The 21099-nt window shown below is 61.8% G+C and carries 17 protein-coding genes and 1 pseudogene; 8 read left to right on the top strand and 10 right to left on the bottom strand.

Annotation, left to right across the window (positions count from 1 at the left end):
• Positions 1 to 6: 6 nt before the first annotated feature.
• The 4 genes from BQ8794_RS00255 to BQ8794_RS00240 form a co-directional block, all read right to left on the bottom strand.
• Complete coding sequence (locus BQ8794_RS00255) at positions 7 to 510, bottom strand: GNAT family N-acetyltransferase (protein ID WP_077371480.1); 504 nt, start codon at positions 508 to 510, stop codon at positions 7 to 9.
• Between the two features lie 226 nt (positions 511 to 736).
• Entirely contained in the window at positions 737 to 1666 is a 930-nt protein-coding gene (gene kce, locus BQ8794_RS00250) for a 3,5-dioxohexanoate:acetyl-CoA acetone transferase (protein WP_077371477.1), read from the bottom strand.
• A gap of 9 nt (positions 1667 to 1675) precedes the next feature.
• Positions 1676 to 3055 (bottom strand): aminotransferase family protein, encoded by a 1380-nt coding sequence (locus tag BQ8794_RS00245; protein WP_077371474.1) that lies wholly within the window; start codon positions 3053 to 3055, stop codon positions 1676 to 1678.
• Position 3056: 1 nt separating this feature from the next.
• Complete coding sequence (locus BQ8794_RS00240; protein ID WP_077371471.1) at positions 3057 to 4697, bottom strand: N,N-dimethylformamidase beta subunit family domain-containing protein; 1641 nt, start codon at positions 4695 to 4697, stop codon at positions 3057 to 3059.
• A gap of 156 nt (positions 4698 to 4853) precedes the next feature.
• Between BQ8794_RS00240 and BQ8794_RS00235 the strand changes: the two genes are divergently transcribed.
• The 8 genes and pseudogenes from BQ8794_RS00235 to BQ8794_RS36160 form a co-directional block, all read left to right on the top strand.
• Entirely contained in the window at positions 4854 to 5102 is a 249-nt protein-coding gene (locus BQ8794_RS00235) for a ParB N-terminal domain-containing protein (protein ID WP_077371468.1), read from the top strand.
• Positions 5103 to 5239: 137 nt separating this feature from the next.
• Positions 5240 to 5725, top strand: a complete 486-nt coding sequence (locus BQ8794_RS00230) for an SRPBCC family protein (protein WP_077371466.1) — start codon at positions 5240 to 5242, stop codon at positions 5723 to 5725.
• Positions 5726 to 5751: 26 nt separating this feature from the next.
• Positions 5752 to 6708, top strand: coding sequence for an alpha/beta fold hydrolase (locus BQ8794_RS00225; RefSeq protein ID WP_077371463.1), 957 nt, complete (start codon positions 5752 to 5754; stop codon positions 6706 to 6708).
• 187 nt (positions 6709 to 6895) lie between these two features.
• Positions 6896 to 7294, top strand: a complete 399-nt coding sequence (locus BQ8794_RS00220; protein ID WP_077371459.1) for a GFA family protein — start codon at positions 6896 to 6898, stop codon at positions 7292 to 7294.
• Between the two features lie 119 nt (positions 7295 to 7413).
• Positions 7414 to 7647, top strand: a complete 234-nt coding sequence (locus BQ8794_RS00215; RefSeq protein WP_077371456.1) for a hypothetical protein — start codon at positions 7414 to 7416, stop codon at positions 7645 to 7647.
• Positions 7648 to 7860: 213 nt separating this feature from the next.
• On the top strand, positions 7861 to 8877 hold the full coding sequence (locus tag BQ8794_RS00210; RefSeq protein WP_077371453.1) for a glycoside hydrolase family 25 protein: 1017 nt from the start codon (positions 7861 to 7863) through the stop codon (positions 8875 to 8877).
• A gap of 150 nt (positions 8878 to 9027) precedes the next feature.
• Positions 9028 to 11226, top strand: coding sequence for an esterase-like activity of phytase family protein (locus BQ8794_RS00205; RefSeq protein ID WP_077372397.1), 2199 nt, complete (start codon positions 9028 to 9030; stop codon positions 11224 to 11226).
• Positions 11227 to 11360: 134 nt separating this feature from the next.
• A pseudogene (locus BQ8794_RS36160) lies at positions 11361 to 11623 on the top strand (hypothetical protein); the annotation flags it as partial.
• Positions 11624 to 11669: 46 nt separating this feature from the next.
• Here BQ8794_RS36160 and BQ8794_RS00195 read toward each other — a convergent pair.
• The 6 genes from BQ8794_RS00195 to BQ8794_RS00170 all read right to left on the bottom strand — a co-directional run bounded on the left by BQ8794_RS00195 (position 11670) and on the right by BQ8794_RS00170 (position 21020).
• Positions 11670 to 13364: an AIPR family protein gene (locus BQ8794_RS00195; protein WP_167378580.1), complete on the bottom strand. Its 1695-nt coding sequence runs from the start codon at positions 13362 to 13364 to the stop codon at positions 11670 to 11672.
• Between the two features lie 13 nt (positions 13365 to 13377).
• Complete coding sequence (locus BQ8794_RS00190) at positions 13378 to 17160, bottom strand: vitamin B12-dependent ribonucleotide reductase (protein WP_077371447.1); 3783 nt, start codon at positions 17158 to 17160, stop codon at positions 13378 to 13380.
• 711 nt (positions 17161 to 17871) lie between these two features.
• Positions 17872 to 18360 carry an NUDIX hydrolase gene (locus BQ8794_RS00185; RefSeq protein ID WP_077371444.1) on the bottom strand — a complete coding sequence of 163 codons (489 nt, stop codon included), beginning with the start codon at positions 18358 to 18360 and terminating at the stop codon, positions 17872 to 17874.
• 224 nt (positions 18361 to 18584) lie between these two features.
• Complete coding sequence (gene gpt / locus BQ8794_RS00180; protein WP_023798205.1) at positions 18585 to 19085, bottom strand: xanthine phosphoribosyltransferase; 501 nt, start codon at positions 19083 to 19085, stop codon at positions 18585 to 18587.
• Positions 19086 to 19245: 160 nt separating this feature from the next.
• Positions 19246 to 20079 carry a universal stress protein gene (locus BQ8794_RS00175; RefSeq protein ID WP_077371441.1) on the bottom strand — a complete coding sequence of 278 codons (834 nt, stop codon included), beginning with the start codon at positions 20077 to 20079 and terminating at the stop codon, positions 19246 to 19248.
• Positions 20080 to 20276: 197 nt separating this feature from the next.
• Entirely contained in the window at positions 20277 to 21020 is a 744-nt protein-coding gene (locus BQ8794_RS00170; protein WP_077371438.1) for a competence/damage-inducible protein A, read from the bottom strand.
• Positions 21021 to 21099 lie beyond the last annotated feature (79 nt).

The raw sequence follows: 21099 nt of genomic DNA, 5'->3' as shown, positions 1-21099 counted from the left end.
TTTCCCTCATTCCTCTGGCGCATCGGCGAAGGCAAGGAACGCGTCGCCGACGATTTTCTGCACCTGCTCGTAGCTCGACCAGGCAATGCCCAGCCTTTCGTAGAAGGCCTTGGCGGTTTCATTGTCGCTGTCGACGGACAGTCTGAGATAGGCGCCGCCGTCCTTCCGGCATTCTCGGGCGACACGCCGCAGCAGGCGTTCGCCGATCCTGCGGCCGCGAAACCGATCTTCGACATAGAGGTCCTGCACATAGACGCCGGGCCGCCCCATCCAGGTCGAGAACATCGGGAAATGCAGGCACAGGCCGGCGAACTCGCCTCCGACTTCGGCGATCAGCGTCGAGAAGGCAGGGTTTTCGCCAAAGCCGTAGGTGCGCAGGTCTTCAGGCGTTGAGGTGATTTCCTGATGCGCGCCGGTATGCGCGCCAAGCCGCAGGATCGCGACATGGATGGTTTCGACGTCCTCGATGCGGCCGGGGCGGATAAGGATTTTGGGTAAATCGGCAGTCACTGGAGGTTCGGCGCCCAGGCACCCCCCTCTGGCCTGCCGGCCATCTCCCCCGCAAGGGGGGAGATCGGATGAAACGAATGCTTTCGCCAATTACCAACGTTGCAAAGATGGGCACAGCGGCGAAGCTGCCAATCTCCCCCCTTGCGGGGGAGATGCCAAGTGGTGGCAAAGAGGGCAGGACAGAGGGGGGTGGGACGGAACGCAAACATCTCAGGCCATAACCATCTCAGAACGCCACCCGGTCACCGCCCTTGAGCGCCAGCATCTCGCGCGCCTCAGTGGGCGTGGCGACGTCGAGCGACAGCCCATCGAGCACGCTGCGGACGCGGCGCACCTGGTCGGCATTGGACTTTGCCAGCTGACGGCCGTCGTAAAGGCTGTCCTCCAGCCCGACGCGGACATTGCCGCCCATCGCCGCCGCAATCGAGATCATTGGCATCTGGTGGCGCCCGGCGGCCAGCACCGAAAACTGGTAGCTGTCGCCGAACAGTTTGTCGGCGATGCGCTTCATATGCACCAGATTGTCGGGATCGGCGCCGATACCGCCGAGAATGCCGAACACGAACTGGATGAACAGAGGCCCCGACACCAGACCTCGATCGCGAAAATGCGCCAGTGAATAGAGGTGGCCGACATCGTAGCATTCGAATTCGAAGCGTGTGCCGCAGCCCTTTCCAAGTCTTTCGAGCACGGTCTCCATATCGGCAAAGGTGTTCTTGAAGATCGTGTCGCGGGTCGCTTCCAGCAGCTTGGGCTCCCACTCGTGCTGCCACTCTCTTGGCCGGTCGAGCATCGGGAACAGCGCGAAGTTCATCGAGCCCATGTTGAGCGAGCACATTTCGGGCTCGGCCCTGAGCGGTGCGGCCAGACGCTGGTCGAGCGTCATCAGCGAGGAGCCGCCCGTGGTGATGTTGATCACCGCTGATGTCGCCTGCTTGATGCGCGGCAGGAACTGCATGAACACATCGGGATCGGCAGTCGGCCGCCCGTCACTGGGATCGCGGGCGTGAAGATGCAGGATCGAGGCGCCGGCTTCGGCGGCGGCGATCGCGTCTTCGGCGATCTGGTCCGGCGTCACCGGCAGATGCGGCGACATCGACGGCGTGTGCACCGAGCCGGTGACGGCGCAGGTGATGATGACTTTTCGCGGCGCCATCGCTCGCTCTCAGCCTTCGACCGGCAGATCGAGTTCGCCGGCCAGCGCCTGCAGCGAGTCACCGATGATGGCGACGATCTCGCCGACCTGTTCCTTGGTGACGATCATCGGCGGCGCCACCATGAAATTGTCGCCGTCGACGCCGCCCTTGACCTTTCGCCCATAGATGATCAGGCCGCGCTCATAGGCGAGGTCGAGCAGGCGCTGGGTGGCCTTCTTCGCCGGTGCGATCGGCCGCAGCGTATCGGGGTCGGCGACCATCTCGGCACCTAGCAGCAGGCCCTTGCCGCGTACGTCGGCGATGAACGGAAACCGCTTGGCCAAGCCCTTCAACTCAGCCATCAAGAGATCGCCCATGTCAGCCGCATTGGCGATCAGGTCGAGACGATCCATTTCGCCAAGCACGGCGAGCCCGGCGGCGCAGGCGAGCGGATTGCCGGCATAGGTATGGCCGTGCTGGAAGCCGCCGGAGGCGAGCAGCGGCTGCACCAGCCGCATTGATGCGGCCAGCGCGCCGAGCGGCGCATAGCCCGCGCCCAGCCCCTTCGACAGCGCGACGATGTCGGGCTTGCAGTCAAAATGGTCGCCGCCGAGGAATTTGCCGGTGCGGCCCGCACCGCTCATCACTTCGTCGTGGATGAGCAGGATGCCGTAGCGGTCGCAGATTTCGCGGATGCGCGGATAGTAGCTGTCAGGCGCCACCAGCGCCGCGGTGGCAGCGCCGCCGATCGGCTCCATGATGAAGGCGAGCACGCTTTGCGGCCCCTCGGCGAGGATCTTCTCTTCCAGCATGTCGGCGTAGCGGATGCCGCGCTGTTCCATCGAGAGATTGTCGCGGTCGCGCCAGGCGGCCGGCGCCGGCACGGTCGGCATGACCTGCATCATCGGCGCAAAGGTTTCGGCCAGCGCATCGTCGCCGGTGACGGCGAGCGCCCCGAGTGTGCCGCCATGATAGGAGGGAAAGCGCGTGATCACCTTCCAGCGGCTGGCCTGTCCGGTGGCGACAGCCCATTGCCGCGCCAGCTTGACGCAGGATTCCGTCGCTTCCGAACCGCCCGAGACAAAGAAGATCCGGTCCAGGCCTTCGGGCAGTTTTCCGGCCAGTTCCCGTGCCAGGTCCTCGGCCGGCTCGTTCTCGAAATGCAGCCGGTAGGCGAAGGTGGCGCGATCCATCTGCCGCTTCATCGCATCGAGCACGTTGCGGTTGGAATGACCGATATTGGCGACCATCGGTCCGCTCGATCCGTCGATGAAGCGGCGGCCGTCCTGCGTCCAGATGTAGATGCCTTCGGCGCGGTCGACCAGCGGCCGGCGCAGGCTGGACAGATAGAACAGATGCGACGGCAGGGGCGTCTCGGTGTCCGGGGCAGGGGTCTGGGACTTCAACATGTCAGGACTTTCCGAGATAGCGGTCGAGTACATTCCTGGTGACGCGCTCGACCATCGCGTCCTGCCTCAGCAGGCCGGCGACCCATTCGCAGCTTCCGGCGTGGAACACCTCGCCCTTGCCGCGCGGGAAATTGACGATCATGCCGTTGCCGCGCTTGACCTTGTCGAGATTGGCTTCGCTCGCCTCGCCGAACAGCGTTTCGGCGGTGAAGCGTCCGTCCTCGTCGCCGAGAAACTGGTCTTCGAACGCGATGTCGGCGCTCTCCTCGACTTGCGCAGCCATGCCGACCGCGAGAATTTCCAGCCCATCCGGCGCGCCGCTGTCGGGCGTCGGGTAGGGCAGGCCGCCGCGGACCTCATGGTCCAGCCCGTCGACCTCATAGCCATAGACATGGCTGTCGGCGCCGAGCAGGTCGCCGTAATAGATGCCTGTGCCGGCGAACGCCCAATGCTCAGGCCGGTAGACCGGAAAGCCGCGCACGCCGCGCGGCACGCAACCGCCCCAGCCGGCATAGAGGCCCCTGGTCGCATTGAGCCCGAAGGTCATGGCACCCGGCCGGCCGATTTCCGGTGCTTCCCAGGAGTTGGTGGCGCGGGTCACGTCGCCGCCGCGATAGACCGGATCCTCGGCGCGGGCGCGGTATTTGTAGCAGACCTGGCGGCGGCCCTCGTCCTCCAGCCTGGTCTGCCACATGAAATTGCCGGCGAAGCGTGCCGCGCGACCGCCGCGCTCGACATAGGCGTCGACAGCGTCGCGCATCTCCCAGGTCCAGTATTCGTCATGGCCGACGAAGACGACGCAGTCATAGTCGTCGAGGATTTCGGGCGAGAAATGCAATTCGTGCTGGCTGGCAAGGTCGACCCCATAGCCGGCACGCTCGGCAAAACGAAAGAAGTGGCTGTCATAGCTTGCCCAGCCGGAAGAGGCATATTTCTTCGAATGGCCGGTGGCGAAGGCCCATTCCATATGCGGATAGCGCGGCACAGTTTTGGGCGGCACGGCGACCTCGAGCGGCACGCGCGGCGCCTCCTTCGGCAGGACAACAAAGCCGCGGCACCATGGCCGCTGCGTCGACACCATTGGGGCATACTGGTCGCGGTTCGGGCCGCTGATGCCTTCGTAATGATTGGAGCCGCCCCAGGTGTTGTAGGCAAGCCAGGTGCCGGTGGCCGCGACCTGCAGCACACGACCCCGTTTCTTGCCGGGCTGTGGGCTAACGATGAAAAGGTGATGGCAGCGAACCGGCTTGCCGTCGCGGCCATCCGCCGTCAGCGTGACGCGGTAGGCGCCGGACGGCCAGTCGTCGCCGACGCGGAATTCAAACGAAGCGCCCCAGCCGCAGCCCACGACCGAACATTGATCGGGTGTATCCTGCCAGCGCGCCGCGATCCCGGCCTTCTCGAACATTCTCGTTTCGGCGCCGCCGTCGCGGACGATCGCCATGCTGAAGCTGGAGGCTGTAGAGCTGACATGCAGCGCCACCGTCTCGCCCCGACGGTATGAGAAACGGTCGCTGTAGCACCAGATTTCGCCGCGTTCGCCGTCCATGCCCGGCCACTCCCAGTAGTGGCCGCGCACCGCTTGCCGGCGCTGGTGGGGCGTCAGTCCGAAATCGGGGAACTCGGTCGGCAAGTCAGTCATGGCTACCGGCATGATCGAAGATCGCCATTTCGGCCATCTGCTCGGCAAGCGTCAATCGGAAACGATCGGGCCAGCGACAGCTGACAGCCGGCCTTGGCCTTGCCTGTCAAACCGACTATCTCTCAAAAGGCGGCCTTTTCCGCCACGGGAGCCGACATGCTGAGAGTGCAAAAGGTCAGGGTGGACGACATCTACGTGCCGACCGCGCGCAGGAAGACGCTGCATCCCGAGACCGTTCGGCATCTGGCCGAGGACATTCTGGAAAACGGCATGAAGACGCCGATCCAGGTGCGCCACGACGGCAAGCGCCATATCCTGGTTGAAGGCCTGCACCGGCTGGAAGCGGCGAAGTGGCTCGGCGAGACCGAGATCGACGCCTATCTGGTGCAAGCCAAGCGCCACTAGGTTTACGCGGCCGCCCGCCTAAAACGATCTAGCGAGATTTTTGGCGAGACCGTGTCGGGCTGCGCGTTGCCCGCTCGTCCTTGAGACGGAAACCGGCATTTAAGCCAACTCTTAAGCAAGCAAGTGAGGAGACCATCATGACGACCAAGCTCGACATCGCCCCCAGCTCCGACCGTGAACTGGTTCTTGCCCGCATCATCGATGCGCCGCGCGAGAACGTCTATCGCTGCTGGACCGAGCCGAAGCTCGTGACGCAATGGTTCGCGCCAAAGCCGTGGACGACGCCGCGCGCCGAAATGGACGTGCGCACCGGCGGCTCCAGCCTGGTTGTGATGGCCGGTCCCGACGGCAACGAATTCCCGAACCCCGGGGTCTTCCTCGAAGTCGTGCCGGGCAGGAAGATCGTTCTCACCGACGCCTACACAAAGGCCTGGGAGCCGTCCGAAAAGCCGTTCATGACGGTCGTGCTGACCTTTGAGGATGAGGGCGAGGGCAAGACCCGCTACATCGCTCGGGTTGCGCATTGGTCGGTCACTGACCGCGAAGAGCACGAGAAGATGGGCTTTCACGAGGGCTGGGGCCAGTGCGCCGACCAGCTCGAAGAAGTCGCCAGGCGGCTTTGATATCGGCGGGACGCAAGGAGACCGAGATGTCCAGATCGATGTTTTTCGCCATTTTCGCCTCGGCTGCGGCGTTGTTCGCCGCGCCGGGCGCCACCAAAGCCGAGGACGCAAAGCCGTCCATGACCAGCGAAACGAAAGCCATGCCGAAGCCGGCGAAATCCGGCCTGCTGCCGATCAACGGCCTGAATTATTATTACGCCATCTATGGCCAGGGCGAGCCGCTGCTTCTCCTGCATGGTGGTCTCGGCACCACAGACATGTTCGCGCCGATCCTGCCGAAGCTTGCCGAGAACCGCACCGTCATCGGCGTCGACCTGCATGGTCACGGCCGCACCGCGCTCGGCGACCGGCCGTTGAGCCTGGAGGCGATTGGCGACGACATGGCGGCGATCGTCAAGGCGCTCGGCTACGACAAAGTCGACGTCATGGGTTATTCGCTGGGCGGCGGCGTTGCCTTCCGCATAGCCGTCCAGCATCCCGAGACAGTGCGCCGGCTGGCCCTGGTCTCAACCGGCTATGCCTCGGACGGCTTCTATGCCGACATGCGTACTCAGCAGGCGCAGGTCGGCGCGGCGATGGCCGACATGATGAAGGACACGCCGATGTACAAATCCTACGTGGCGGTCGCGCCGCGCCCGCAGGACTTTCCAAAACTGCTCGACCAACTCGGCACCCACATGCGCAAGGACTACGACTACTCCGCCGACGTGGCGAAGCTGAAGATGCCGGTCATGCTGGTGTTCGGCGACAGCGACATGTATCGGCCCGAGCACGAGATCAAGTTCTACCAGATGCTCGGCGGCGGGTTGAAGGACGCCGGCTGGATGCGCGAGAACCTGTCGCAGAACCGCCTGGCCATCCTGCCGAACCGCACCCATTACGACGTGTTTTTCGCATCGGAACTGGTGGCCGCGGCACTGCCCTTTCTCAATGGCGAGACCAAGGTCAAGACCTGGGACGAGATCGTCAGCGAAACGAACTGACCGCCTGACAACTGCCTGCCGGCCGTCCTCCCGCGAGATGGCCGGCGACGCTCGTTGCGCATCGCGCCTGATCGCACATTCGGCCTGCCGCATCACGCCAACAGATGGCGCCATCAAAGCTTTTCAATTGACGCTCCTATCCCGGCAGCTACCTTCCTGCCAATCTTCAGAAAGACGGGCTAAGGCAATGGCGAAATATCAGGGTGGCTGCCTGTGCGGGGCAGTGCGCTACCGCACTGAGGCCGCGCCGATCAACGAACGCGTCTGCCATTGCCGGCTCTGCCAGAAGGCGCTTGGCGCGGCCTTCAACGCTCGCGTGCTGTTCCGCATCGACGACGTGACCATCGACGGGCCGGTGGCAACGGTGAATTCCTCCCCCGATCTCAAGCGCGGCTTTTGCCCGGGCTGCGGCACGACGATATTTTCCCGGCGCGACTCCGCCGGCATCATCGGCATCACCTCCGGCTCGCTCGACGATCCTTCCATGTTCAAGCCGCAGATGCATATCTGGACCGCCTCGAAGCAGCCCTGGGTACAGCTCGATGACGGACTGCCGCAATATGAAGGCGCCCCGCCGCCCAACTGAGGCGCAAGGCGTGCCCAAATTTTTTCGTCCGGGACACGAGATAGTCGGCAAAGCGTCATTGGCGAGCCATCATTGCCGTCTATCTATTGCCTGCGGGCGGCAGTCGAAGGAGGCGACGGATGAACGACAGAATTAACACCCTGGATGAGCTTTTGAGCGATCCGATGGTCAAGCTGGTGATGGAGCGTGACCGCGTGCAGCCGGCCGAGCTCCGCTCGCTGCTTGAAGAAAAGGTTCGCCGGGATGATGATGCGCCGGTCAATCCCGTCACCGATCACCCTGGCACCGACCGCTCCGTCCCGCCCGCTCATATGGTAGCCGAGAGCTGCCATAAGCTATGGTTGTGCGGCTAGGCAGCGGGCCTGCAGGCGTCGGCGATCCTTCGCGCCCTCTCGGTACTGCGGCGTTTCCAGGCTCTCACCGCTACGGTGATAGAGCGAGCGCCTTGCCCAGCGCCCTAACAATTTGATTCAAACTTTGTTGGTAATTTCTCGTTAGTAATCGGACTGGTTTGTCCGGCGGCGTTGTCTTGCCCTCGGTCTGTTGTGTTCTGCGTACAGGTCCAGATGCGGTTATCAGGCGTCGTCATCTTCTCGATCGCGTCACTTTGCCTTGCCGGCTGCACGTCCACGTCCGGCGTTGACGCGCTGCAAGTGCCGTCCAGCGAGACGACCAGCTCGGTTGTGCGGCCGCCCGCGCCGGTGGCGTCGGTCGGCGCTGCCGAGGCCGAACCCGACTTCGCGCAGGAGGAGGCGACGGAGCAGGCTGTGGCGATGGCCACTCCGGAGCCTGCCGAAAGCATCGAACCACCCGTCGAGCCGATTGCCCTGGTGGCGCCGAAGCGGCTGGCACGGGCAGCACCGATGCTTGCCGAGCCGGTCCAGCGCTATCGTTTCCGTGACGCCAAGCCGATCAATTTCGGCAGGGCATCGCCCAGAAACCTCGCCGTTCACGGCGTCGACGTCTCGCGCTGGCAGGGCAATGTGAACTGGGGCAAGCTGCGCGCGCAGGGCGCGAACTTCGCCTACATCAAGGCGACCGACGGCGGCGATCACCTCGACCCGATGTTCAGGAAGAACTGGCGCAATGCCGACGCCGCCGGCCTCAAGCGCGGCGCCTATCACTTCTTCTACTGGTGCCGCACCGCTAGTGAGCAGGCCGACTGGTTCATCCGCAACGTGCCGAGGGTCGAGGGCGCCTTGCCGCCGGTGATCGATGTCGAGTGGAACGGCGAATCCAGCTGCAAGCGGCGGCCCTCGCGGCAGAAGGTGCTGGAGAAGATGCAGGTCTTCATGGACAAGCTCGAGCGCCACTACGGCCAGCGGCCCATCATCTACACCGCGCCTGATTTCTACCGCGACAATCTCAGAGGCGCATTTCTGGACTATCCATTCTGGTTGCGCGCGGTGGCACAGCACCCGTCAAAGGTCTATCCCGGCCGCAAATGGGTGTTCTGGCAGTATTCCGGCTCCGGCCTGTCGCATGGGGTGAGGGGGCGCATCGACCTAAACGTCTTCCACGGCGACGAGAGAGCCTGGCGGAACTGGGTTGGCGGGCGGCAGATGGTGGCCGAGGCGGAGTAGGCGGCCGAAGAAAGCGCCCATTGCAGATCAGCATGAGGTGAATATCGACGGACCTGACCGCCTGTCGCGGAAGTGTCATCGATCCGTCATCGCTTTGAAATGTCGTTCCCGCAAATCAGGTGGCTTCCATTCGAACAGGAGTCGCCACCCGTGCCCCGCCATTCCGCGCTTTTCGTCCTGACGGCAGCGCTTGCTGCCTCGGTTTCGCTGCCGGCCCATGCCGACATGATGTTCAACCGGGTCGCGAGCTTCGCGGTCGCCGGAAACCTGCCGGCGGACGTCGAGAAGACCACGCCGACTTCGTCCGAGATCATTACGGCGAGCGAAGACGGCATGACGCTGGTTTATTCCGATAGCCCGCTCGGTGCGGTCGGCTTCATCGACATCGCCGATCCCAAGGCGCCCAAGGCCGGCGGCATCGTCAAGATATCAGGCGAGCCGACCTCGGTTGTGGTCATCGGCGGCAAGGTGCTGGCCGGCGTCAACACGTCTCAGAGCAAAGCCAGGCCTTCGGGCAACCTCACCGTCATCGACCTCGCCTCCAAGGCGATCGAAAGCACCTGCGACCTCGGCGGCCAGCCGGACTCGCTGGCGTTCAGCAAGGACGGCAAGTTTTTGGCTATCGCCATCGAGAACGAGCGCGACGAGGAGTTGAACGACGGAGAAATTCCGCAGATGCCGGTGGGCGACCTCAAGATTTTCACGCTTGCCGAAGGCCAGCCCGATTGCGCGACGATGAAGACCGTCAACCTGGCGGGCATTGCCGAAGTCGCTGGGGAAGATCCGGAGCCGGAATTCGTCGCCTTCAACGAGGCCGGCGAGATGGCGGTCACGCTGCAGGAAAACAACCACATCGCCATCGTCAACGCCGAAACCGGCGCGATCGCCACGCACTTCTCCGCAGGCTCCGCCACGCTGGACAAGGTCGACACCAAGAAGAACGGCGCCTTGTCCTTCGATGGCAAAATCGAAAACGTCGCGCGCGAGCCCGACGCCGTGAAATGGCTCGACAATGACCGTCTCGTCGTCGCCAACGAAGGCGACTACAAGGGCGGCTCGCGCGGTTTCACGATCTTCAGCAGGAAGGGCGAGGTCCTCTACGATTCCGGTCCGTCCTTCGAGTACCAGGTCGCCAATGCCGGCCATTATCCCGACGACCGCAACAAGAAGGGCGTCGAGCCGGAAGGTCTCGAGACCGGCACGTTCGGCGAGGACAGGCTGATGTTCGTCGCTTCGGAGCGCGGCTCCGTTGTCGGCGTCTACAAGGACACGGGTGCGGAGCCTCGGTTTGTCCAGATCCTGCCGTCCGGCATCGGCCCGGAAGGCCTGGTCGCGATCCCGTCGCGCAATCTCCTGGTCACCGCCAACGAGGCCGACCTGGTCGAGGACGGGCTCGCCCGCTCGCACGTGATGATCTACGAGCGCTCCGAAGGCCCCGCCACTTACCCGATGATCACGGCAAAGCCCACGGCAGACGGCACGCCGCTCGGCTGGGGCGCGCTTTCGGCGCTCGCTGCCGGCGACGCTGCCGGCAAGCTGTTCGCTGCCTCGGACTCGTTCTACGCCAACGCGCCCTCGATCTTTGAGATCGATGCCACCCAGACGCCGGCGCTGATCACCGGCAAGACCATCGTCACGCGTGATGGCCACCCTGCACAGAAGATCGACATCGAGGGTCTTGTCGCCGACGGTGAAGGCGGCTTCTGGCTGGCCAATGAAGGCGATCCGGCAAAGCTCGTCCCGCACGCCATCCTGCGCGTCGACGACAAGGGCGAGATCAAGCAGGAAATCGGCTTCCCGATGGAATTGCTCGCCCACCAGACCCGCTTCGGCGTCGAAGGCATCACCGCGATCGGCGAGGGCGACGACCTGACGCTGGTGATGGCCGTGCAACGCGAATGGGCCGACGACCCCAAGGGCCAGGTCAAGCTCTTGGCCTACAAGCCCAAGGCCAAGGAATGGTCGGCGGTGCGCTACCCACTCGAAACGACCGAAGCTGGCTGGATGGGCCTGTCGGAGATCACCACCCATGACGGCAAGCTCTACATCCTCGAACGCGACAACCAGATCGGCGACCTGGCCAAGGTGAAGCGCATCTATTCGGTGGCGCTCGACGCCTTCAAACCTGCCAAGCTTGGTGGCGACCTGCCATTGGTCGAAAAGACGCTGGTACGCGACATCGTCGGCGACCTGAAATCAGCCACCAACGGCTATGTCATCGACAAGGTCGAAGGGTTCACCATCGACAGGAACGGCGACATCTTCGTCGCCACCGACAATGACGGCGTCGATGATTCTTCCGGCGAAACGCTGTTTTTACGCCTGGGCAACATCAGCGCCATGAACTGAGGGAGTTTCCCTCCCCCTTGAGGGGAGGGTCGATCCGCGAAGCGGATCGGGGTGGGGTCGTTTCGGCCGCTCGACTCTTCCCTGACGGACAATCCGACAACAGCCGCAGAATCTTCGCTGCGGCTGTTGTCGTTGACGACATGCGCGGCAGGTTTCCGCGAAAGCAAAGCCGCCAGCATGTCAGTCGCGCGGTGGCACACCCGTCAAAAGTCTATCCCGGCCGAAGATGGGTATCCTGGCAGTATTCCGGCTCCGGCTTGTCGCACGGCATGAGAGGCCGCATCGACCTCAACGTGTTTCACGGCGACGAGAGGCTTGGCGCAACTGGGTTGGCGGCGGCAGATGGGGGCAGAGGCGGAGTAGGAACATGCCCCTTGCGTTATCAATTATGGTATAAAATCGAATTACAGAGCGAATTAGTCGACTATTTGGTAGAAGTATATTCATTGATCCAAGAAAAAATCTATTTGAATTGGATGATTTTCATCCGGGTTTCCTCTGCTGTCCATTATTTTCAAAATCTCATCTCTCGACCGAGATAGCCTGAACAGCCGATAACCCGAAACCTTAATGTTTTTCTCTACGAATGCTTTAACGATGTCACTGGCCTTGTCAATGAGCCCAACGGCAATCGTGGTTTCATCCTGTTTTATCGATGACCTGCGCATTAACTCGCCAACGACAAAAAGGACATGAAAGTGTCCTTCTATCAACCACGATTCCTCGAAGGAGTTTCTGGAAATTGACGCCTGCCAGGCTAGCGCCTCCTTTCGACGCCGTTCAATGACGGAGTAGCATTCATGAGCAGCAATAATTATCTCAGGGGTAACGGCATGAGGGTTGAATGCCTCCTCGTAGAGATCACCAAAAATATCGTTTGAATTGGTTTTGCTCTTGGTCGGCTCTCCACATAAATACGAGAGCATAAGCTGGCCCGCACGCGCGGCATCTATCGAATTCATGCCGTGACTGGGTGAATTCTCGCCTCGCTTTCTCACGTAGAAGTAATTTAGCGGCCGCAAGCATTCGACCAACTGTCGCTGGAACTGGTCATTGGCCCGAAGATCACGATTAAGAATGCGGCTTTGTGTGTTGCTTGCAAGCGCGACTCGCTCAATAAACGAATTGTCATCTGTCTCGATGATCTTGACATGGACATATCCAGCCTTGAGGTCAGCCATAGTGCCCGTACCGACGGCATGAATTACGGTCGCTGTTTGGCAACCGTTTACTATCTGGGGGTTCACCATAGTAATTGGGTGTCTTCCATTTGCAACGGAAACTATTTGATCACAAATGATCGTAAGTCCTGAGTTTAGAAACCAGAAGTCGCCAGCCTGCCCAGACAATAGAGTCTCTCGGATCTCTCGATTTACATCATTGTCGATTCCAAGAAAATAACGGACGTTCTGCCAAATAAGCCGCTGATCGAAGGTGCCATCTGCCGAACTCAAAAATTTGTTTAGGTCGTCGAGGGACACCTTTGTGACAATGGCGCGTTTCTTAGACTCGTTTACACAAAGCGCGGCGTCCGGCGCTGGTGTCAGCTTCTTTTGAAAACGCGGTTTTGTGGCGCGAACCACCCCATGGGACAATTCAAATAGGCCATATTCGAACAGTGCAATTTCGTGGCGTTCTAACGCCGTGGCAAGCCTATCTCGCGCATCTTTTGTGAGGGTAGCTTGGTTGGAAAACAGATGGACTGCAATGCTATAGGTTTCATTGGAAAATATTTCCCAGATCTCCCGGACTTTTGCGCAAAGTGAACCATTGCAAGTACGAAGAAGGTCTTCGCGGAGCAGGAGCAGATCGTCAACGAAAGAGATAAGTTTGTCTACTTCGTCTCCGGGGAAATTCTTTCTGGAATTCTTGTACGTGAGAACACATTTACAGGAACCAATATTTATTCTTCTGTTCGTGTGATCAATGTAAACAATATCGATTCCACGATCGTCGAAGCCGTCGACTATATATTCCTCTACTTCAGGCCGCGGAACGCTAAAAACAGTTTCCAAGACGAGAATAGAAAAAGCAACACTGCGCGAGACATTTTCTGTCTCGCGCTCGCGAATGCTGCTTTCCACAACACCAAAATCTACAATCGTTGGCGTTGTTTTGGGAACTATCTTAGGGCTCAAATTGCCAATTTCCTCAGCTGCACCCGCTCGTCGAGCCACAGGTGTCGCACTTTTCGCACGTGCCGTTCCGCACCATCGTAAAATTGTGGCATTCGGAGCATTCGTTGCCGGTGTAGCCCTGCATCAGGGATTGCTGACGCCGGGTCGCGGCAAGCGCCTTCGCCTCGGCCGCTTCTTTCGCGGCATCGTCGGTGAACAGGCCAGTCGCGTCGGTTGCCTCCTCGTAGACGATGTCCTCGACCAGTTCCCTGGCCCGCTCTTCGTAGTCACGCTTATAGGCGATCGCTTCGTCGCTGGCCGGCTTCAGCGCCAGCACGTTGGAGCCTGAGAACGCCGTCGGCGCCGAGCGAGTGGGGGCGGGAGAGGGGCTTGAACCGCCGAACCCCTTGGGGTCGGCACCCAGGCCCGACACCAGCTTGACCGGCGAAACGCCGCGGGTCAGCCCCTTGGAGAACGGCGTCGCCTTGCCTTCGTTGATGCCGCGGCCGAGTGCGGTCTTGTCGAAATCCGACTGGTCGACATGGGCGAGGTCGTGGCGGGCAAGATAGGACACGGCAAGCTCGCGGAACACGTAGTCGAGGATCGACGTGGCGTTCTTGATCGCGTCGTTGCCCTGCACCATGCCGGCCGGCTCGAATTTGGTGAAGGTGAAGGCTTCGACATATTCCTCGAGCGGCACGCCATATTGCAGGCCGAGCGAGATGGCGATGGCGAAGTTGTTCATCATCGCCCGGAAGGCCGCACCTTCCTTGTGCATGTCGATGAAGATCTCGCCAAGGCGACCGTCGTCGAATTCGCCGGTGCGCAGATAGACCTTGTGGCCGCCGACGACCGCTTTCTGGGTATAGCCCTTGCGGCGGTTCGGCAGCTTTTCGCGGTCGCGATAGAGGCGTTCGACGACGCGTTCGACGATCTTTTCGGTCACCTGCACGGCGCGCTGTGAAGCCGGCGCGGCGATCAGCTGCTCGACGGCATCGTCCTCGTCGTCTTCGACGTCGGCAAGCAGCGAGGCGTTGAGCGGCTGCGAGAGTTTCGAGCCGTCGCGATAGAGCGCGTTGGCCTTCAGCGCCAGCTTCCACGACAGCATGTAGGCGCCCTTGGCGTCTTCCACCGTCGCGTCGTTCGGCATGTTGATGGTCTTGGAAATGGCGCCGGAGATGAAGGGTTGCGCTGCCGCCATCATCTGGATGTGGCTGTTGATGGACAGTGAACGCTTGCCGATCTTGCCGCACGGGCTGGCGCAGTCGAACACCGGCAGATGCTGGTCTTTCAGAAATGGTGCTCCCTCGAGGGTCATCGCCCCGCAGACATGGATGTTGGCGGCCTCGATGTCCTTCTTCGAGAAGCCGAGCGCCGGCAGCATCTCGAACGAGAAATCGTTGAGCTGCTCGTCGGTGAAGCCAAACGTCTCCTTCACCCAGTCGGCACCCAGCGTCCACTGGTTGAAGACGAACTTGATGTCGAAGGCCGACTTCAACGCTGAGTTAAGCGCCGCGATCTTGTCGTCGGTAAAACCCTTTGCCTTGAGCGAGCCGGGGTTGATGGCAGGCGCCTGGTTGAGGTTGCCGTGGCCGACCGCATAGGCCTCGATCTCGGCGATCTGGCTTTCCGAATAGCCGAGCGTGCGCAGCGCTTCGGGGACGGCGCGGTTGATGATCTTGAAATAGCCGCCGCCGGCCAGCTTCTTGAATTTCACCAGTGCGAAGTCGGGCTCGATGCCGGTGGTGTCGCAATCCATGACCAGGCCGATCGTGCCGGTCGGCGCGATCACCGTCGCCTGCGCATTGCGGTAGCCATGCTCCTCGCCGAGCTCGATGGCGCGGTCCCAGGCAGCCTTGGCATGGGCGGCAAGCTCCGGCTGCTTCAGGTCGGAGGCGACCAGCGGCACCGGGTTGACGGCGAGTTTTTCGTAGCCGTCTTTGTCGCCATAGGCGGCACGGCGATGGTTGCGCATGACGCGCAGCATGTTCTGGGCATTGCGGTCGTAATCGGGGAAGGCGCCGAGCTCGGCGGCCATTTCGGCCGACGTGGCATAGGCCGTGCCGGTCATGATGGCGGTGAGTGCTGCGCAGATGGCGCGGCCCTCGTCGGAATCGTAGGGAATGCCCGAGGTCATCAGCAGGCCGCCAATATTGGCGTAGCCGAGGCCGAGCGTGCGGTATTCATAGGAGAGCTTGGCGATCTCCTTCGACGGGAACTGCGCCATCATGACGGAAATTTCCAGCACCATGGTCCACAGCCGAACCGTGTGCTCGTAGGCAGCGATGTCGATGGTACCGTCGGCGTTGCGATAGGGCAGCAAATTGATCGACGCCAGGTTGCAGGCGGTGTCGTCGAGGAACATGTATTCCGAGCACGGGTTGGACGCCCGGATCGCACCGGCCGCGGCGCAGGTGTGCCAGTCGTTCATCGTCGTGTTGAAGTGCAGGCCCGGGTCGGCCGACGCCCAGGCGGCATAGCCGATCTTTTCCCACAGATCCCTGGCCTTCAGCGTCTTCATCACCTTGCCGTCCTTGCGGGCGGTGAGGTGCCAGTCGCCATCCTGCTCTACGGCGCGCAGGAAATCGTCCTTCAGCGAGACCGAATTGTTGGAGTTCTGGCCCGAAACGGTGAGGTAGGCGTCCGAATCCCAGTCGGTGTCGTAGGTCTTGAACGACATCGAGGTGTAGCCCTGCCTGGCGAACTGGATGACGCGGTAGATGTAGTTCTCCGGCACCCCGTCCTTCTTGGCCAGCTTGATCTCACGCTTCAGCGCGGTGTTGATCGCCGGGTCGAAGCAATCGTCGTCCTGGCCTTCGCAGTTGATGCAGGCCTTCATGATCGCTTCGAGGTGCTTCTTGACGATCTTCGAGCCGGTGACCAGCGAAGCGACCTTCTGCTCCTCATTGACCTTCCAGTCGATGAATTCCTCGATATCGGGATGGTCGGCGTCGACGATGACCATCTTTGCGGCGCGGCGCGTCGTGCCGCCCGACTTGATGGCGCCCGCCGCGCGGTCGCCGATCTTGAGGAAGCTCATCAGGCCGGACGAACGGCCGCCGCCGGACAGCTTTTCGCCTTCGCCGCGCAGGAACGAGAAGTTGGAGCCGGTGCCGGAGCCGTATTTGAACAGGCGCGCTTCACGCACCCACAAATCCATGATGCCGCCTTCGTTGACGAGATCGTCCTGCACGCCCTGGATGAAGCAGGCATGCGGCTGCGGATGCTCGTAGGAAGACTTCGACTTGGTCAGCTTGCCGGTGAACGGGTCGACATAGAAGTGGCCCTGGCTCGGGCCGTCGATGCCGTAGGCCCAGTGCAGGCCGGTGTTGAACCATTGCGGCGAATTCGGCGCAACGCGCTGGGTGGCCAGCATATAGGCGAGCTCGTCGCGGAAGGCGCGCGCGTCTTCCTCCGATTTGAAGTAGCCGCCCTTCCAGCCCCAATAGGTCCAAGTGCCGGCAAGACGGTCGAAGACCTGGCGGGCGTCGGTCTCGGAGCCGTAGCGCTCGGCGTCCGGCAGCTTTGCCAGCTCGGCCTCGTCGGCGACGGAGCGCCACAGGAAGGAGGGGACGTCGTTCTCCTCGACCTTCTTCAGCCGTGCCGGCACGCCGGCCTTGCGGAAATATTTCTGCGCCAGGATGTCGGCGGCAACCTGGCTGAACTGTGCCGGCACATCGATATTGTCCAAGCGGAACACCACCGAGCCATCCGGATTCTTGATCTCCGAAAGTGCCTTGCGGAATTCGATCTCCGCATAAGCGGCCCCGTCTTGACCTGCTAGTCCCTGCTTGGTGAAACGACGCTCGATGCGCATTGGTCCTATCCCTTTGTGTCTAGATATAGCGCCTTTCCCAGGGGATTTCTGCCCCCATTGCGAAACGCGCATGTCCGCCGTCTGCCGGCGTTCCAAAACGGCCGGCTCCTTATCACGAGGCTCCGCCCGCCCTGCTGGTCGAACTCCTTGCGAAGTAGCCGTCCAACGCGCCGACGGACCCTGCGGGTCCCTCAAGACTGAAACTTTTTTGCGACTCCCTCAATCGAGGGAACTTCACACTATCTAGCGTCGAACCTACCTGCAAACACTAAATATAGTATTAACAGACAATTTATTCCAGTCCGACATTTTCCCTTTCGTCCCCCAAAGACCCCACAACCCCAACGCTTCCGCCGGCCTCGTAGCCAGGCGGAAATGTGGCCAAACGCACATAATCCGGGAAAAAAGACCGGGCTCAAAACTTTCCGGTCGCACTCTCAACAGGAGCGCATGGCCTATAAAAGGCGACTCGTTTTGCGCCGTCAAGGATTCGTTTGCGTAGCATTTGTGACCCCAACATCTTGTGTGTCACATATGTGGATAACGGGGATAGAAGTGGCCCGCAGGATTTTCGATTTTTACCCACGTGCAGGCCATCGGCCGGACAACGCATGCCAAAGCTGGAGTGTCCAAATCGATTCCCTTCGCCAAAAGAACATCGCCGGTGGTGCGCGGCAGGTGCGCGGCTTTGGCCGGTGAGACTATGCTTGCTCAGGAGAACTGGTGCGGGTCGGCACAGAAATAGGCGATGATCTGGCCAAGGTCCCGCTCGTTGACCATGCGCACAGCCTCGGCGGGGCTGACCCATTTGCGGGTTCGCGACCGCTTTTCCTTCCACCGGTCGGCGATCTTGTCGACCCGCAGCGGAAACACCAGGACCTCGCAAGGCACTTCCTCGCCGGAAGCCAAAGCCTTGGCATAGAAGTAGCGGCCGGCTTCGTGGTGGGAGACCGTGCCGCGCAGCCCGGCTTCCTCGCCGGCCTCGCGCGCCGCCGCTTCGCAAAGCAGTTCCTTGGCCTCAGGCCAGCCCTTGGGAAGCACCCAGCGGCCGGTATCGCGGCTGGTGATCAGCATGATCTCGACGCCATGCCCGGTATCGCGCCAGGGCAATGCTGCAACCTGCAGGCGGCACGGCGCTGCGCCGAAGAGCCGCTGGACCCTTTCGGCCAAATGGTTGTGCGTTGCTGGCCTCGTCAACATCGTAGAAGCTTGCCCCAGCCTCCAGAATCACTTGTCGCCTCGTGAAGCTTACGGTCAACCATAAGCAATGAAAGTAAAAAAAACCTCATACGAACGGGTTAACCACACCAACAGGCGTCGATGAGGAATATCGTGCGCCGCGGCGCTCTTTCAAGAAGTGCGAAGTGCTCGCTGGCAAGACGTGCTCGCCGGCATGTTCCGGAAGAAAAAGCAGCTGCCGCGATTCAGCCGGCGTGGTCGTCGGCGATCGGCTTCTGGTAGGTGAAGCCCATGTCCCACGGGAAATAGATCCAGGTGTCCTGGCTGACTTCGGTGACGAAGGTGTCGACCAGCGGCCTGCCTTTCGGCTTGGCGTAGACGGTGGCGAAATGCGCCTTGGGCATCATGGCGCGGACGATGCCCGCGGTCTTGCCGGTGTCGGTGAGGTCGTCGATGATCAGCACGCCGGCGCCGTCATCGGCGAGCAGTGCCGGCGTGACCTCCTTCAGCACCTGCAGCTGTCCCTGGCTGGCATAGTCGTGATAGGAGGCGACGCAAACCGTCTCGATGACCCGGATGCCGAGTTCACGCGAGATGATGGCGGCCGGAACCAGGCCGCCGCGCGTGATGCAGACGATCGCTTTCCATTGGCCTTTGTTGGCGCCGGCAAGCCGCCAGGCAAGCGCACGCGCGTCGCGGTGGAACTGATCCCACGAGACAGGAAAGGCCTTTTCGGGAAGGGACATTTTTTGCGCACTCCGCAGCGCGCGAAAAACGCGCGCAGACACTTGAAGGAACGCGCGGAATTAACTGGAAAGCCTTGGCCCTGGCAAGGGGCGATGCAAGACGGGGCGGCGGCAAGCGATCCCTGTGGACTTGCCGCCTGTGGACTTGCCGCTTGTCGATTTACCGCGACAGGAAAGCTGCTACCGGCAGGGTGCGCAGCACCGTGCGCGTGACCCCGCCGAACAGCAGCTGGCGCAGCCAGGAATGGCTGTAGGCGCCGAGCACGAGCAGGTCGGCGCCGGTTTCTGCAACCCTGGTCTGGATCACCTCGTCGACCGAGTGGCCGGCCGATTGCAGCACCGAGACGCTGACCGTGGCGCCATGCCTGGACAGGGCGGCGGCGATTTCGGCGCCGGCCGCTTCCGGGGCCTCGTCGAGCGCATCCGGCGGGTCGATGACGACAATATCCGTCTTCTCTGCCTCGATGATGAAGGGCAGGGCGTCGAAGGCGGCGCGCGCGGCTTCCTTGCTGCCGTTCCAGGCGAGCAGCACGTGCTTGAAGCTGGTGACGAGCGGGCCCGAATGCGGCACGACCAGCACCGGCCGGCCGGCGTCGTAGACCAGCGTGTCGACATCGGCGCTCGGATCGCCGCCCGACTCGCGCTGCGCGGCGATGATCAGGTCCGCAGTGCGGACGGTTGGGATGCCGGTCAGCGCGCTGTCTCCGGAAAAGCTCTCGAGGCTGCGCCACTCGAACGACAGGCCGGACTCCTCGACATGCCGGAGGAAAACCGCCCGCAATTTTTCAGCGCGTTCCTTGTTCATGTCGGCCGAAACCTGCAGGAACTCGGTGTCGGGAAAGCCGGTGGCCGAGGTGTAGGGGACGGGAAGCGCTTCGGCATGAATGCCGATGAGATGGCTCTCGAACTTGTCGGCAAGCGGAATGGCGCATTCGAGCACGCGCTCCGCGTCCTGTTCGTTCTGCAGTATGGCGACGATGGTCTTGAATCGCATGGTAACCCCTCAATTCACGGGCGAGCGAAACTCGCCCGCATGAAACGTTACAGCACTATGCTTGGTTCCGGCTAACCCGGATACAGGCTAATGCATGTCACCCAAAAGCATACAATCGGGAAGGGTGCGCAGCGGATTTGGGATAGCGCTATGCATAAAGACAAGAATGAATCCTCTCAGACGCGATGCGCTTTAGATCAATTGGCCGCGCTGGTGAGGCCTGCGACCATCGCTTCGACATCGGCGCGGGCGGCGTCCAGCGCTTGCTGGCTGCGGGCACGGACGACCAACTCGGTCCAGAACTTGCCATCGTTATATTTCGGGTAGGAGCCGATGATCGTATCCGGATGCGCCTTCTGGATGTCGCCCAGCGGTCCGCCGACCAGGCCTTCGCCGAACGGACAGTGCACCGTGGCCGACAGCATTTTGGTGCCGGCCTTCAGCGTCGGCACCACATTGTCGAGCATCGCCTGGAAAATCGACGGCACGCCGGCCATGACATGGACGTTGCCGATGCGAAAGCCCGGCGCGATCGACACCGGATTGTCGATATGGTCGGCACCGCGCGGCATCCGCGCCATGCGCTTGCGCGCCTCGGTGTATTCGATGCCGCGCGCGGCGTAGCTCGCTTCCAGCATGGCATAGGCTTTGGCGTCGTAGTCGCAGGGCACGCCGAAGGCCTTGGCAATGGCATCCGCGGTGATGTCGTCATGCGTCGGACCAATGCCGCCGGTGGTGAAGAGGTAGGTGTAGCGGGCACGCAGGGCGTTCACTGCGGCGACGATCTCGTCTTCCTCGTCGGCAACGATGCGCACCTCCTTCAGGTCGATGCCGATCGCCGTCATGATGTCGGCGAGGTGGCCGATATTCTTGTCCTTGGTGCGGCCGGACAGAATCTCGTCGCCGATGACGAGCATGGCGGCGGTGACGATTTCGGGCATTGGCAGGCTCCGGCAAAAGGTCAGTTGAGGCAGACAAGGTCGCCTGGGCAGACAAGGTCGCCCGAGATAACGCGGCGGA

The organism is Mesorhizobium prunaredense (genome assembly GCF_900156895.1).
GTDB lineage: Bacteria > Pseudomonadota > Alphaproteobacteria > Rhizobiales > Rhizobiaceae > Mesorhizobium > Mesorhizobium prunaredense.
Note: the sequence above shows the minus strand (reverse complement) of the source record. Positions and strands in the feature narration are given on the sequence as shown.